This window comes from Pseudomonas sp. AU12215 (assembly GCF_001675465.2).
Lineage (GTDB): Bacteria > Pseudomonadota > Gammaproteobacteria > Pseudomonadales > Pseudomonadaceae > Pseudomonas > Pseudomonas nitroreducens.
The window spans coordinates 1-13,121 of sequence record NZ_MACM02000165.1 but is presented as its reverse complement, the minus strand read 5'-3'; the positions used below and the strand labels follow the sequence as shown (position 1 = coordinate 13,121).

Sequence of the window (13,121 nt, the reverse complement as noted above, 5' to 3'; positions counted from 1 at the left end):
TCTCTTATGTGAGAAATCTAAGATATGAGAATTTTTGCGACAAAGGCAAGGCCCGGTAAACTTTCGTCGGCCCCCTCACGAGAAGTCCCATGAGCGAAACCGCCCAAGCACTACCCAAGCCCCAGCAGCTGGATCGAGACGAAGTCGGAGCGCGCCTGCGGGCAGTTCGCAAGCAACAGAAGCTGACCCTGAAACAGCTCTCCGACCTGTCTGGCGTAGCGGTTTCCACCTTGTCGAAGATGGAGCTGGCGCAGGTCGCGGTGAGCTACGACAAGCTGGCTGCCGCCGCCCGCGCGCTGCAGGTGGATATCGCTCAGTTGTTCCGCCCGCTGCCGGCCGTCGGCGTCCTGGCGGGTCTTAAGACTTTCGTGAAGACTCGCGTCGACGATGCTGCCGGCTACGACACTGGGGGGTATGAGTACTACCCGATTGCCGGCGATTTCCCACAGCGCAATATGACGCCGCTGTACGCGCGCATCTTTGCCCGCGAGGTCGGCGAATTCGACGACTACGTTCGCCACCCCGGTCAGGAGTTCGCCATGGTGGTGGCCGGCCGCGTGCGGATCCAGTTCGAGACGGGCGAGTCGGTGAGCATCGGCCTGCGCGAGACGGCCTATTTCGACAGCAGCGTCGGCCATCTCTATCTCAACGATGGCGAGGCCGACGAGGCGCAGGTGATGGTCGTGATGTCGGAGTCGCGGCCCGCTGAGTAGCGGGCTTCAGGTCGCCTGTTGCTCGCGGCCGGGCAGCAGCGCGATGAACTCCTCCAGCGGTACCGGGCGGCTGAACAGGTAGCCCTGGTACAGGTGGCAACCCTGCTCGGCCAGCAGCGCCAGCTGCTCCGGGGTTTCCACCCCTTCGGCCACCAGTTCCAGGCCGAGGCTGTGGCCCATGGCGATGATGGCGCGGACGATTTCCGCATCGTTGCTGTCGTTGGGCGCGTCGCGCACGAAGCTCTGGTCGATCTTCAGGCTGTCCACCGGCAGGCGCTTGAGGTAGGTGAGCGATGAGTAGCCGGTGCCGAAGTCATCCATGGCGAAACGCACGCCGGCCTCGCGCAGGCGCTGCATGCGCGCGATGGTGTCGTCCAGTTGCTGGATCACGATGCCTTCGGTGATCTCCAGCTTGAGCAGGCTGGGCGGCAGCCTGGTCTTGTGCAGCAGCGCCAGCAGGCGCTCGACGAAATCGCTCTGGCGGAACTGCCGCGGGCTGATGTTTACGCTCAGGCTGAAATTCTCGATGTCGATGCGGCCTTCGGCGAGCAGCTGCGCGCCGGTACGGCAGGCTTCCTCGATGACCCACTGGCCGACTTCGACGATCAGCCCGCTGTCTTCCAGTACGCGGATGAAACTGGCCGGCGATTGCGGGCCGAGAGTCGGGTGGCGCCAGCGCAGCAATGCTTCGGCGCCGACGATGCGTGAAGCGCGGGCGTCCACCTGCGGCTGGTAGTGCAGGTTGAATTCACGCCGGGCGAGGGCCATGCGCAGGCCGTTCTCCAGGCGCAGGCGCTCGCTGGCGGCCTGCTGCATGGATTCGTGGAACAGTTGCACGGTGTTCCGCCCGGCGTCCTTGGCGCGGTACATGGCGATGTCGGCGCGCTTGAGCAGGTCGTCCGGGGTGGCGCCGTCGTCGGGGATCAGCGCGATGCCGATGCTCGGGGTGATCTGCAGGCGGTGGCCGTCGAGCAGCATCGGCTCGGCCAGCAGGTCGCGCAGTTTTTCTGCCAGCTGGCGCACCTGCTGGGCGGTTTCCAGTCGGCTGCCTTCGATACCGGTGATCAGCACCACGAACTCGTCGCCGCCCAGGCGGGCCACGGTGTCTTCCTGGCGCACGCTGGCCTCCAGGCGCGCGGTGACCATCTGCAGGATGGAGTCGCCGACGGAGTGGCCGAGGGAATCGTTGATGTGCTTGAAGTGGTCGAGGTCGAGGAACAGCAGCGCACCGCGCAGGCTGTGGCGCTGCAGCAGGGCGATCTGCTGCTTGAGGCGATCCATCAGCAGGGCGCGATTGGGCAGGTCGGTCAGGGCGTCATGGTAGGCGAGGTGCTGGATGCGCGCCTCGGCCTCGCGCAGCTCGCTGGTGTCGCGGGCGGTGAGCAGCAGGCAATTCACGCCGCCCAGTTCGATCGGTTCCACCGACACGTCGACCGTCTTGATCGTGCCGTCACGGTGGCGGCCACGCATTTCCAGATGGTGGACGAAGCCGTCGCGGTTGAGCGCGGCGATCATGTTCAGGCGCTCGTCCGGGTCGGCCCAGATATTGATGCCCAGTGCCGTCTGCCCGATAACCTCCTCGGTGCGGTAGCCGGTGAGGCGGTGGAAGCCTTCGTTGACCTCGATGTAGCGCCCGGTGTCGCGCTCGGTGATGGTGATGGCGTCGGGGCTGGAGTGGAATGCCTTGGCGAACTTCTCCTGGCTGGCCTTGAGCGCGGCCTCGGCCTGCAGGCGCCGGGTGACGTCACGGAAGCTGGAGAGGATGCACAACTGGCGGTCGACCCAGATCAGCCGGCTGGCGACCATGCAGGTGATGGTCTGGCCTTCGCGGGTGAGGAACTGTACTTCGACATTCTGCAGCGCGTGGTCGCGCATCAGTTGCTCGAACAGGCGCGAGCGCTGGTGATGATCGGCCCAGAAGGTGACCTGGTGGGACGAGCGGCCGATGATGTCCTCGGCGAGCCAGCCGAAAGTGCTGCAGAAGCTCGGGTTCACTTCCACGAACTCGCCGTCGCGCACTCGTGAGACGCAGATCGGGTCCGGGCTGCCCTGGAACAGACTGGCGAACTTCTCCTCCGAGGCTTGCAGGCTGCGCTCGCGGAGCACGCGCTCGGTGATGTCGAGCAGGGTGCCGGCCATGCGCAGCGGCTTGCCGCTGGTATTGCGGTAGAGGCGGGCGCGGCTCTCCAGGTAGCGGACTTCGCCGGAGTCGAGCTGGGCGCGGTAGGTGAACTGGTAGTCGTTCTCCGGGCCGCGGGCGAGGCGGGCGTAGGCCTGGCGCATGCGCGCGCGGTCGGTCTTGTCGACGCAGGCGAAGAATTCGCCGAAGGGCCCGTGGAAATCCCGGTCAGGCAATTCGTGCAGAACGGCGGCGCGCGCAGAGCCGTAGAGCAGGCCGCTGGGAATATGCCAGTCCCAGATGCCCAGTTGTGCGGAGTCCAGCGCCAGGTCGAGGCGCTCCTGGCTGTCGCGCAGGGCCTGCTCCTGGGCGCGCACACGGGTAATGTCGCGGACGGTCAGGACCAGGCAGGGATGGTCGTCCAGTTCGATCTGGCAGCCGTAGACGCGAGCGCTACGGACTTCGCCGGTACGGGTCAGCAGGGTGACTTCGAAGCCGTCGAGCTGTTGCTCGGCGGCGATCCTGTCGAGCATCCGCTGGCGCTCGTCGAGGCTGCGCCACAGGCCGAGCTGCACCGAGGTGCGGCCGAGCGCTTCCTCGCGGCTCCAGCCGAAGTGGTCGACAAAACTGGCGTTGAGTTCGAGAAATTTTCCGCTGTCCCGGTCGGTGATGACCATGGCGTCGGGCGCGGTGTGAAAGGCTTTGGCGAACTGGTCCTGGCCGTCGGTAGCGAACGGGGGCGTGCGCGGAACGCGGCTCATGCGGCGCTTCCCCGGCAGCTGGCGGCACCGGCCAAGTGGGGCCGGCTAACGCATGGTGGCGTGCGGACGGGCATTCGGGCCCCTTCTTCTAATTCTGTCAGAACAATAGAGGTTAGGCCGCGACGGGTGCAAGCCCCGCCGCCTGGGCGTCGAGCAGGCGCATGAAGGCCCGCGCGGCGTTGGACAGGGTGCGCTCGGTATGCAGGATGTAGCCGAGCTGACGGCTGAGCTGGATGTCCTGCAGCGGCAGGCGTACGACGCTGTCATCCAGCATCGTACGCGGCAGTACGCTCCAGGCCAGGCCGATGGAGACCATCATCTTGATGGTCTCCATGTAGTTGGTGCTCATGCCGATGTTCGGCGTCAGGCCTTCGGCTTCGAACATGCGCCGCACGATGTGGTGGGTGAAGGTGTTGCCGCCAGGGAACACCGCCGGGTGCCGCGCCACGTCGGCGAGGAATACCGGGCCCTGTACCGACAGCGGGTGCTCGGGGGCGGCGACAAAGTCCAGCGGGTCATCCCAGACCGGCACGGCGCGCACCGGCTCGGCGGTTTCCGGTGCCAGGGTGATCACGGCCAGTTCGGCGCGGCCATGGAGAATCTCTTCGTAGGCTACTTCCGAGTCGCAAAACTGGATATCCAGCGCGACCTGCGGGTGGGCCTTGGTGAAGGCGCGCAGCAGCGGCGGCAGGCGGTGCAGGCCAATGTGGTGACTGGTGGCCAGGACCAGCCGGCCGCTCACCTCGCCGTTGAGGTTGGTCAGGGCGCGGCGGGTGTCGTCCAGCACATTGAGGATCTGGTAGGCACGGGGCAGCAGGGCGCGACCGGATTCGGTCAGGGTCACCTCGCGGCCTACGCGGTCGAACAGGCGCACCCCCAACTGGTTCTCCAGAGCGGCGATGCGCTTGCTGATCGCGGGCTGCGTCAGGTGCAGGCGCTCGCCGGCTTCGGAGAAGCTGCCGGACTCGGCGATGGCGAGGAAGGTGTTGAGGCTGGTCAGGTCCATGTCGACTCCCTGCGCTCTGGATACGGCGCCAGACTTTTATATCGCACCGTATTCCTCGTGGGAATCCTTTGGATAAAAAATATGAATTTGAGTTATTCGACGACAACCCATAGCATCATCCTCACAAGCCCTAGGGGCATAGAAAGACGCTGATGAGGACTCTCTGATGGCCGGCAAGACGCTCTACGACAAACTCTGGGAAATGCACGAGGTGAAGCGCCGTGACGATGGTTCGTCGCTCATCTACATCGACCGCCACATCCTTCACGAAGTGACTTCCCCGCAGGCCTTCGAAGGCCTGCGCCTGGCGGGTCGCAAGCCGTGGCGCATCGATGCGAACATCGCCACCCCGGACCACAACGTGCCGACCACCCAGGCCGAGCGCAAGGGCGGCCTCCAGGCCATCGCCGACGAAGTGTCGCGTATCCAGGTCCAGACCCTGGACGAGAACTGCGATGACTTCGGCATCCTCGAATTCAAGATGAACGACGTCCGCCAGGGTATCGTCCACGTAGTCGGCCCGGAGCAGGGCGCGACCCTGCCGGGCATGACCGTGGTCTGCGGCGACTCGCACACCTCGACCCACGGCGCCTTCGGTGCGCTGGCCCACGGCATCGGCACCTCCGAGGTGGAGCATGTGCTCGCCACCCAGTGCCTGGTCGCCAAGAAGATGAAGAACATGCAGGTTCGCGTAGAGGGCAAGTTGCCCTTCGGCGTGACCGCCAAGGACATCGTCCTCGCGGTGATCGGCAAGATCGGCACCGCGGGCGGCAATGGCCATGCCCTGGAGTTCGCCGGCAGCGCCATTCGCGACCTGTCCATGGAAGGCCGCATGACCATCTGCAACATGTCCATCGAGGCGGGCGCCCGCGTCGGCATGGTGGCGTGCGACGAGAAGACCATCGAGTACGTGAAGGGCCGTCCGTTCTCGCCGCAAGGCAGCAACTGGGACAAGGCCGTGGAGGCCTGGAGCGACCTGGTTTCCGACGCCGATGCGCACTTCGACACCATCGTCGAGTTGCGTGCCGAGGACATCAAGCCGCAGGTCAGTTGGGGCACCTCGCCCGAGATGGTCCTGGCCGTCGACCAGAACGTGCCGGACCCAGCGGCCGAAGCCGATGCGGTCAAGCGCGACTCCATCACCCGCGCCCTCAAGTACATGGGCCTGAACGCCAACCAGGCGATCACCGATATCCAGTTGGACCGCGTGTTCATCGGCTCCTGCACCAACTCGCGCATCGAAGACCTGCGCGCCGCCGCCGCCGTGGCCAAGGGCCGCAAGGTTGCCGCCACCGTGAAGCAGGCGCTGGTCGTGCCGGGCTCAGGCCTGGTGAAAGCCCAGGCCGAACAGGAAGGCCTGGACAAGATCTTCATCGAAGCCGGCTTCGAATGGCGTGAACCGGGCTGCTCCATGTGCCTGGCGATGAACCCGGACCGCCTGGAAAGTGGCGAGCATTGCGCTTCCACCTCCAACCGCAACTTCGAAGGCCGCCAGGGTGCCGGTGGTCGTACTCACCTGGTGAGCCCGGCGATGGCCGCTGCCGCTGCGGTGACCGGTCGTTTCATCGACGTACGTGAATTGATGCAGGCCTGAGGAGACCGAACATGAAAGCCTTTACCCAGCACACCGGTCTCGTCGCGCCGCTCGATCGCGCCAACGTCGACACCGACCAGATCATCCCCAAGCAATTCCTCAAGTCGATCAAACGCACCGGCTTCGGCCCGAACCTGTTCGACGAGTGGCGCTACCTGGACGTCGGCCAGCCGAACCAGGACAACTCCAAGCGTCCGGTGAACAAGGACTTCGTCCTCAACTTCCCGCGCTTCCAGGGCGCCAGCGTGCTGCTGGCCCGTGAGAACTTCGGCTGCGGCTCCTCCCGCGAGCACGCGCCGTGGGCGCTGGACGAGTACGGCTTCCGCACCGTGATCGCGCCGAGCTTCGCTGACATCTTCTTCAACAACAGCTTCAAGAACGGCCTGCTGCCGATCATTCTGAAGGACGAAGAAGTGGACGAACTGTTCGCCCAGTGCGAAGCCACCGAGGGTTACCAGCTGACCGTCGACCTGGCCGCACAGACCGTGACCCGTCCGGATGGCAAGCAGTACAGCTTCGAAGTGGACGCGTTCCGCAAGCACTGCCTGCTCAACGGCCTGGACGACATCGGCCTGACCCTGCAGGACGCCGACGCCATCCGCAGTTTCGAAGGTGGCTATAAACAGCAGCAACCCTGGTTGTTCCGCGACGCCTGATGGCGCCGCAGCAACCGCAAGCCAAGGAGAAAGCCATGACCCAGAGTCGCCACGAGCAAGTGGTCCAGCGCCAGTTCGGCGCCCAGGCCAACGCTTACCTGACCAGTGCCGTCCACGCCCAGGGCGAAGAATTCGCCCAACTGCGTGAGCGACTGTCGGCGACCACTGGTGCGCGTGTGCTGGACCTGGGTTGCGGGGCAGGGCACGTCAGCTTCAACGTCGCGCCGCTGGCCGGCGAGGTGGTGGCTTACGACCTGTCCCAGCAGATGCTCGACGTGGTGGCTTCGGCCGCCGCCGAGCGCGGCCTGGGCAATATCGCCACGCGTTGTGGCGCCGCCGAGCAGCTGCCGTTCGAAGAGGGGGAGTTCGACTTCGTCTTCAGCCGCTATTCCGCGCACCACTGGCGGGATGTTGGCCAGGCGCTGCGCGAAGTGCGCCGGGTGCTCAAGCCGGGCGGCGTGGCCTGCTTCATCGATGTCGCGGCGCCGGGCTTGCCTCTGCTGGACACCTATCTGCAGACTGTCGAGGTCCTGCGCGACACCAGCCACGTGCGTGACTACTCGCCGTCGGAGTGGGCGCGCCTGGTTGGCGAGGCGGGGTTGGCGGTGACCGCTGCCAAACGCCAGCGCCTGCGCCTGGAGTTCACGTCCTGGGTCGAGCGCATGCGTACGCCCGACGTGATGCGCCAGGCCATTCGTGCCCTGCAGCTTTCGATGGGCATTGAGGTGCGCGAGTATTTCGAGATCGATGCCGAGGGCTCTTTCAGCACCGACGTGCTGGTGCTCTGGGCCGAGCGCTGATTTCAGCTTTTTGACCGCTCCGGGTGGCGCGAGCCGCCCGGAGCGTTACGTTTTTTGCCAAGCGACTTTTATAAAGTGAGCAGAGAGATGAGCAAACAGATTCTGGTTCTCCCCGGCGACGGTATCGGCCCGGAAATCATGGCCGAAGCGGTCAAGGTGCTGGAGCTGGCCAACGACAAGTTCGCCCTGGGCTTCGAACTGACCGAAGACGTGATCGGCGGCGCCGCCATCGACAAGCACGGCGTACCGCTGGCCGACGAGACCCTGGAGCGTGCGCGCAACTCCGACGCCGTCCTGCTGGGCGCCGTGGGCGGCCCGAAATGGGACAAGATCGAGCGTGACATCCGCCCCGAGCGCGGCCTGCTGAAGATCCGTTCGCAACTGGGCCTGTTCGGCAACCTGCGCCCGGCCATCCTCTACCCGCAGCTGGCCGATGCCTCCAGCCTGAAGCCCGAAGTGGTCGCCGGCCTGGACATCCTCATCGTCCGCGAGCTGACCGGCGGCATCTACTTCGGCCAACCGCGCGAGCAGCGCGTACTGGAGAACGGCGAGCGCCAGGCGTACGACACCTTGCCGTACAGCGAAAACGAAATCCGCCGCATCGCCCGCGTCGGTTTCGACATGGCCCGCGTGCGCAACAAGAAGCTGTGCTCGGTGGACAAGGCCAACGTCCTGGCGTCCAGCCAGCTGTGGCGCGAAGTGGTCGAGGAAGTCGCCAAGGACTACCCGGACATCGAGCTGTCGCACATGTACGTGGACAACGCTGCGATGCAGCTGGTCCGTGCGCCCAAGCAGTTCGACGTGATGGTGACCGACAACATGTTCGGCGACATCCTGTCGGATGAGGCTTCCATGCTCACCGGCTCCATCGGCATGCTGCCTTCTGCGTCGCTGGATTCGAACAACAAGGGCATGTACGAGCCTTGCCACGGTTCCGCGCCGGACATCGCCGGCAAGGGCATCGCCAACCCGCTGGCGACCATCCTCTCGGTCTCGATGATGCTGCGTTACACCTTCAACGAAGGCGCCGCCGCCGACGCCATCGAGAAGGCCGTGAGCCTGGTCCTCGATCAGGGCCTGCGCACCGGTGACATCTGGTCCGAAGGCTGCACCAAGGTCGGTACCCGCGAAATGGGCGATGCGGTAGTCGCGGCTCTGCGGAATCTGTAATCTGTCCGGCTCGCTCGTTCCCGCGCTCTTGTAGGAAAGCGGGAACGACGGCCCTCTAAATATTTGAAGGTGTAGTAGCGATGAAGCGTGTAGGTCTGATCGGTTGGCGTGGCATGGTGGGTTCGGTGCTCATGCAGCGGATGCTGGAAGAGCGGGACTTTGACCTGATCGAGCCGGTGTTCTTCACCACCTCCAACGTGGGTGGCGAAGGCCCGTCCATTGGCAAGGACATTGCCCCCCTCAAGGACGCCTACAGCATCGAGGAACTGAAAACCCTCGACGTCATCCTGACCTGCCAGGGCGGCGACTACACCAGCGAAGTCTTCCCCAAGCTGCGCGAAGCCGGCTGGCAGGGCTACTGGATCGACGCCGCCTCCAGCCTGCGCATGCAGGATGACGCGGTCATCGTCCTCGACCCGGTCAACCGCAAGGTCATCGACAACTCGCTGGACGCCGGCACCAAGAACTACATCGGCGGCAACTGCACCGTCAGCCTGATGCTGATGGCCCTGGGCGGCCTGTTCGAAGCTGGCCTGGTCGAGTGGATGTCCGCCATGACCTACCAGGCGGCCTCCGGCGCCGGCGCGCAGAACATGCGCGAGCTGATCAAGCAGATGGGCGCCATCAACGCCTCCGTTGCCGATGACCTGGCCAACCCTTCCAGCGCCATCCTCGACATCGACCGCAAGGTCGCCGAGGCCATCCGCAGCGACGCCATGCCGACCGAGAACTTCGGCGCACCGCTGGCCGGCAGCCTGATCCCGTGGATCGACAAGGAACTGCCCAACGGCCAGAGCCGCGAAGAGTGGAAAGGCCAGGCGGAAACCAACAAGATCCTTGGTCGCTTCAAGAACCCGATTCCGGTCGACGGCATCTGCGTGCGCATCGGCGCCATGCGCTGCCACAGCCAGGCGCTGACCATCAAGCTGAACAAGGATGTGCCCATCGCCGATATCGAGGGCATGATCAGCCAGCACAATCCCTGGGTGAAACTGATCCCCAACCAGCGCGAGATCAGCATGCGCGAACTGACTCCGGCGGCCGTTACCGGCACCCTGAGCGTTCCGGTGGGTCGTCTGCGCAAGCTCAACATGGGCTCGCAGTACATCGGTGCCTTCACCGTCGGCGACCAGCTGCTGTGGGGCGCCGCCGAGCCGCTGCGCCGTATGCTGCGCATCCTGCTCGAGCGTTGATCTGCTCTGCGTGACCTCGCAACGCCGGCCCAGTGCCGGCGTTGTGCTTTCTGGAGCACGAGAAGTTCGCCTTGTGTAGGTGAACCTCCGCACAAAAACGCCAGCCTGTGTTACTGCCGGCTCTTTGGCGCCAGTTTCTGTGACGCACCCGCAAAAGCCACCGGGAACCAGTCGCTATCCTCGCAGCCCGTCCATGGGGACAGGTTCTGGCGCGCCCTTTCGCGCCGGCCGACGGCAAGCAAGCAGCGGGGGAGAGGATGGCTCGGTTACACAGATTGTGGTTGGCAACGGCGGTGGCGGCGGCTTTCCTGCCGGGCATGGCGGGCGCCCTTGAGCTGGGCGACATATCCTCGCGGGCGGCGCTGGGGCAGAACCTTTCGGCCAATATCGATCTGCGCGGTGCGGCTGACATGAGCTCCGAAGACGTCGTGGTGAGCCTGGCCTCGGCCGAGGACTTCGAGCGCCTCGGGGTGGACCGCAACGTGGTCACCAGCGGGCTGAAATTCACCCCTGATATCGGCAAGAACGGCCGTGGCGTCATTCATGTCAGCTCGAACAGGCCGATTCGCGAGCCGTACGTGAACTTTGTCCTGCAGGTCGTGTGGCCGCAGGGGCGCCTGGTTCGTGAGTTCACCCTGTTGCTGGATCCGCCGTCCTATGTAGCCAGCCCCGTGACGCCGCCGGCCATTGCGCCGGTTGCTGCCGTCCGCGCGCCGCAAGCGCAACCGTTGACGCCTTCTGTGGCCAATGCGCCGACTGACAGCTATCGCATCCAGCGCAACGACGCGCTGTGGGACATCGCCTCGCGCAATCGCCCATCCGGCAGCGTCTCGGTCATGCAGACCATGGCGGCGATGCAGCGGATGAACCCCGATGCCTTCGTCGACGGCAATATCAATCGCCTGAAGGTCGGCCAGGTACTGCGTCTGCCCAGCGAGCAACAGGTTCGCGAGCAGAGCCATGCCCAGGCAGTGGCCCACGTGGAAACCCAGAACTCGCAGTGGAAGGCCAAGCGCAATCCGCAACTGGCGCAGCAGGAGCGCCAACTGGACGCGACCCACAAGGCCGAGGCTGGCAGTGCGCCGGCGAAGGCCGAAGAGCGCGACAACCTGCGCCTGGTCTCCGGTCAGCCGGGTAAAGATAAAGGCAAGGTGGAGGCCGAGCAGTTGGCCGTTGCTCAGGAAGGCCTGGACAGCGCACGCCGCGAAGGCGAGGAGCTGCGCAGCCGGATTTCCGACCTGGAAAGCCAGACCCAGAAGTTGAACAAGCTGATCGAGCTGAAAGACTCGCAGATCGCCGGCCTGATCGCGCGACTGGCCGAGCAGGATCGCGCCAAGGCTCAGGCCGCCTCGCCAGCCGGCAATCCCCAGGCAACGGCAGGCGAGGTCGCCCAGGCATCGGCAGGGTTGACCGCTCAGGCCGCCGGGGGCGAGCCGCGCCCCTGAGCTGCGGCGATAGGCGGCGGGGCGCTCGATTGCTTCGCCGCCGGTGGGGGCAGTAAAGTGCTGCGCTACTTTTCCCACCGATTGTGAGACCCCGATGCCTGAAACACTCGACATCGCCGTAGTTGGCGCCACAGGACTCGTTGGCGAGGCTTTGGTCGAACTGCTGGAAGAGCGCGACTTCCCCGTCGCCAACCTGTATCTGCTGGCCAGCGGCGAATCCGCCGGCAAGTTGATAGGCTTCCGTGGGCGCAACATCCGGGTCGGCAAGCTCGATGAGTTCGACTTCGCCAAGGTGCGCCTGGCTTTCCTCTCCGTGGGCGCCGAAGCTGCTGCCGACTGTGCCGCCCGCGCCGGCGAGGCAGGCTGCAGTGTGATCGACCTCAGTGGTGCCGCGTTGAACAATACCGCCGCACTGTTGGCCCAGGCCTGCGTGAATGGCGATGCCATCGAAACCCTGCAGCTCCCCGCCCTGATTGCGGCACCGGCAGCGCCCGCCGCCGAGGTGGCCGAGGTGCTCGCCGCGCTGCGCGGCGTGCTGGAGCTTCGCCAGGTCAATGTGGCTGCCTGCCTGTCTGCCTCTGCGCTGGGGCGCGAGGGGGTACAGGAGCTGGCGCGGCAGACTGCCGAGCTGCTCAATGCGCGCCCGCTGGAGCCACGCCTGGTGGATCGCCAGTTCGCCTTCAACATGCTCGCGCAGTTGGGTGGCGCCGACGATCAGGGCCATTCCGCGGTGGAGCGTCGCATCGCGGCGGAGCTCGCAAGGCTGTTCCCCGAGCTGGAGCATGGCCTGAGCGTGACCTGCAGCGTGGCCCCGGTTTTCTTCGGTGATGCCCTGATGCTGACCATCAAGACTGTGGCACCGGTTTCCCTGCCCGACGTCAGTGCAGCTCTTGAGGCGGCTGACGGCATTGAGCTGGTGGAAGACGATTACCCGACTGTCATCGGCGATGCACAGGGGCAGGATAGGGTTTACGTCGGTCGCCTACGGACTGGTCTGACAGATTCGTGCGAACTGAATTTGTGGATTGCGTCAGATAATGTGAGAAAAGGCGCAGCCCTAAATGCTGTGAACTTGGGCGAATTGTTGATAAAACACTATCTGTAAAAGATACTTACCGAATATTTGAAGAAGTATTCTAGCTTGGCAATACTGGCCGGGAACGTCGCTGACAGGGGAAGCACTGCCGTGAAAACGGCGGGTGTAGTGGGCAGCGGCGCCCGATAGACGTTGTTCTAATCCAGAAAAAAGCTATTAAAACAAGGGATTAATATATGGTCCGGCTTCGCAAACTGGTGCAGGCAATCGCAGCTGCTTCGGCACTGACCTCGGGCATGGCGCATGCGCTGGGGTTGGGAGACATCCACCTGCGTTCGGCGCTGAACCAGCCGCTGGATGCCGAAATCGAACTGGTTGAAGTGCGTGACCTGTCCGCGGCCGAGGTGATCCCGAAGCTGGCTTCGCCGGAAGACTTCAACAAGGCCGGCGTCGACCGTCAGTACTTCCTGACCGGGCTGAAGTTCACCCCCATCGTCAAGCCCAACGGCAAGAGCGTCATTCGCGTGACCTCCGACCGGCCGGTGCAGGAACCCTACCTGAACTTCCTCGTGGAAGTGCTCTGGCCCAATGGTCGACTGCTGCGCGAATACACCGTGCTGCTGGACCC

The 13,121-nt window shown here is 64.8% G+C and carries 11 protein-coding genes; 9 read left to right on the top strand and 2 right to left on the bottom strand.

Annotated elements, in window-relative coordinates; all coding sequences use genetic code 11:
- Positions 1–89 precede the first annotated feature (89 nt).
- Positions 90–713 carry a helix-turn-helix domain-containing protein gene (locus A9513_RS26480; protein ID WP_037014620.1) on the top strand — a complete coding sequence of 208 codons (624 nt, stop codon included), beginning with the start codon at positions 90–92 and terminating at the stop codon, positions 711–713.
- A 6-nt stretch (positions 714–719) separates the two neighbouring features.
- Here the strand turns inward: A9513_RS26480 and A9513_RS26475 are convergent, their stop codons facing one another.
- Together A9513_RS26475 and A9513_RS26470 are read right to left on the bottom strand one after the other, a co-directional pair.
- Complete coding sequence (locus tag A9513_RS26475; protein WP_065086054.1) at positions 720–3,593, bottom strand: EAL domain-containing protein; 2,874 nt, start codon at positions 3,591–3,593, stop codon at positions 720–722.
- 112 nt (positions 3,594–3,705) lie between these two features.
- Positions 3,706–4,599 (bottom strand): LysR family transcriptional regulator, encoded by an 894-nt coding sequence (locus A9513_RS26470; protein WP_024766911.1) that lies wholly within the window; start codon positions 4,597–4,599, stop codon positions 3,706–3,708.
- 166 nt (positions 4,600–4,765) lie between these two features.
- Here A9513_RS26470 and leuC point away from each other — a divergent pair, with 166 nt between their 5' ends.
- The 8 genes from leuC to A9513_RS26430 all read left to right on the top strand — a co-directional run.
- Entirely contained in the window at positions 4,766–6,193 is a 1,428-nt protein-coding gene (leuC, locus tag A9513_RS26465) for a 3-isopropylmalate dehydratase large subunit (RefSeq protein ID WP_065086053.1), read from the top strand.
- Positions 6,194–6,204: 11 nt separating this feature from the next.
- Positions 6,205–6,849, top strand: a complete 645-nt coding sequence (gene leuD / locus A9513_RS26460) for a 3-isopropylmalate dehydratase small subunit (protein WP_054909166.1) — start codon at positions 6,205–6,207, stop codon at positions 6,847–6,849.
- Between the two features lie 35 nt (positions 6,850–6,884).
- On the top strand, positions 6,885–7,649 hold the full coding sequence (locus tag A9513_RS26455; RefSeq protein WP_065086052.1) for a class I SAM-dependent methyltransferase: 765 nt from the start codon (positions 6,885–6,887) through the stop codon (positions 7,647–7,649).
- An 87-nt stretch (positions 7,650–7,736) separates the two neighbouring features.
- The gene (gene leuB, locus A9513_RS26450; protein ID WP_065086051.1) at positions 7,737–8,819 is read left to right on the top strand and encodes a 3-isopropylmalate dehydrogenase; all 1,083 of its coding nucleotides are present in this window, start codon (positions 7,737–7,739) and stop codon (positions 8,817–8,819) included.
- 80 nt (positions 8,820–8,899) lie between these two features.
- The gene (gene asd, locus A9513_RS26445) at positions 8,900–10,012 is read left to right on the top strand and encodes an aspartate-semialdehyde dehydrogenase (protein WP_024766916.1); all 1,113 of its coding nucleotides are present in this window, start codon (positions 8,900–8,902) and stop codon (positions 10,010–10,012) included.
- A gap of 257 nt (positions 10,013–10,269) precedes the next feature.
- Entirely contained in the window at positions 10,270–11,457 is a 1,188-nt protein-coding gene (locus tag A9513_RS26440) for a FimV family protein (protein ID WP_255302900.1), read from the top strand.
- A 94-nt stretch (positions 11,458–11,551) separates the two neighbouring features.
- Positions 11,552–12,562, top strand: coding sequence for an aspartate-semialdehyde dehydrogenase (locus tag A9513_RS26435; RefSeq protein ID WP_065086050.1), 1,011 nt, complete (start codon positions 11,552–11,554; stop codon positions 12,560–12,562).
- A gap of 167 nt (positions 12,563–12,729) precedes the next feature.
- A partial coding sequence (locus tag A9513_RS26430) for a FimV family protein (RefSeq protein ID WP_369690188.1) occupies positions 12,730–13,121 on the top strand: 392 nt, incomplete at its 3' end.

Excerpts from the sequence above, each read along its gene's own strand:
- A9513_RS26470 (WP_024766911.1), bottom strand. The coding sequence starts at position 4,599 with ATGGACCTGACCAGCCTCAACACCTTCCTCGCCATCGCCGAGTCCGGC.
- A9513_RS26475 (WP_065086054.1), bottom strand. The coding sequence starts at position 3,593 with ATGAGCCGCGTTCCGCGCACGCCCCCGTTCGCTACCGACGGCCAGGAC.
- asd (WP_024766916.1), top strand. The coding sequence starts at position 8,900 with ATGAAGCGTGTAGGTCTGATCGGTTGGCGTGGCATGGTGGGTTCGGTG.
- leuB (WP_065086051.1), top strand. The coding sequence starts at position 7,737 with ATGAGCAAACAGATTCTGGTTCTCCCCGGCGACGGTATCGGCCCGGAA.
- leuC (WP_065086053.1), top strand. The coding sequence starts at position 4,766 with ATGGCCGGCAAGACGCTCTACGACAAACTCTGGGAAATGCACGAGGTG.
- A9513_RS26440 (WP_255302900.1), top strand. The coding sequence starts at position 10,270 with ATGGCTCGGTTACACAGATTGTGGTTGGCAACGGCGGTGGCGGCGGCT.
- A9513_RS26435 (WP_065086050.1), top strand. The coding sequence starts at position 11,552 with ATGCCTGAAACACTCGACATCGCCGTAGTTGGCGCCACAGGACTCGTT.
- A9513_RS26480 (WP_037014620.1), top strand. The coding sequence starts at position 90 with ATGAGCGAAACCGCCCAAGCACTACCCAAGCCCCAGCAGCTGGATCGA.
- A9513_RS26455 (WP_065086052.1), top strand. The coding sequence starts at position 6,885 with ATGACCCAGAGTCGCCACGAGCAAGTGGTCCAGCGCCAGTTCGGCGCC.
- leuD (WP_054909166.1), top strand. The coding sequence starts at position 6,205 with ATGAAAGCCTTTACCCAGCACACCGGTCTCGTCGCGCCGCTCGATCGC.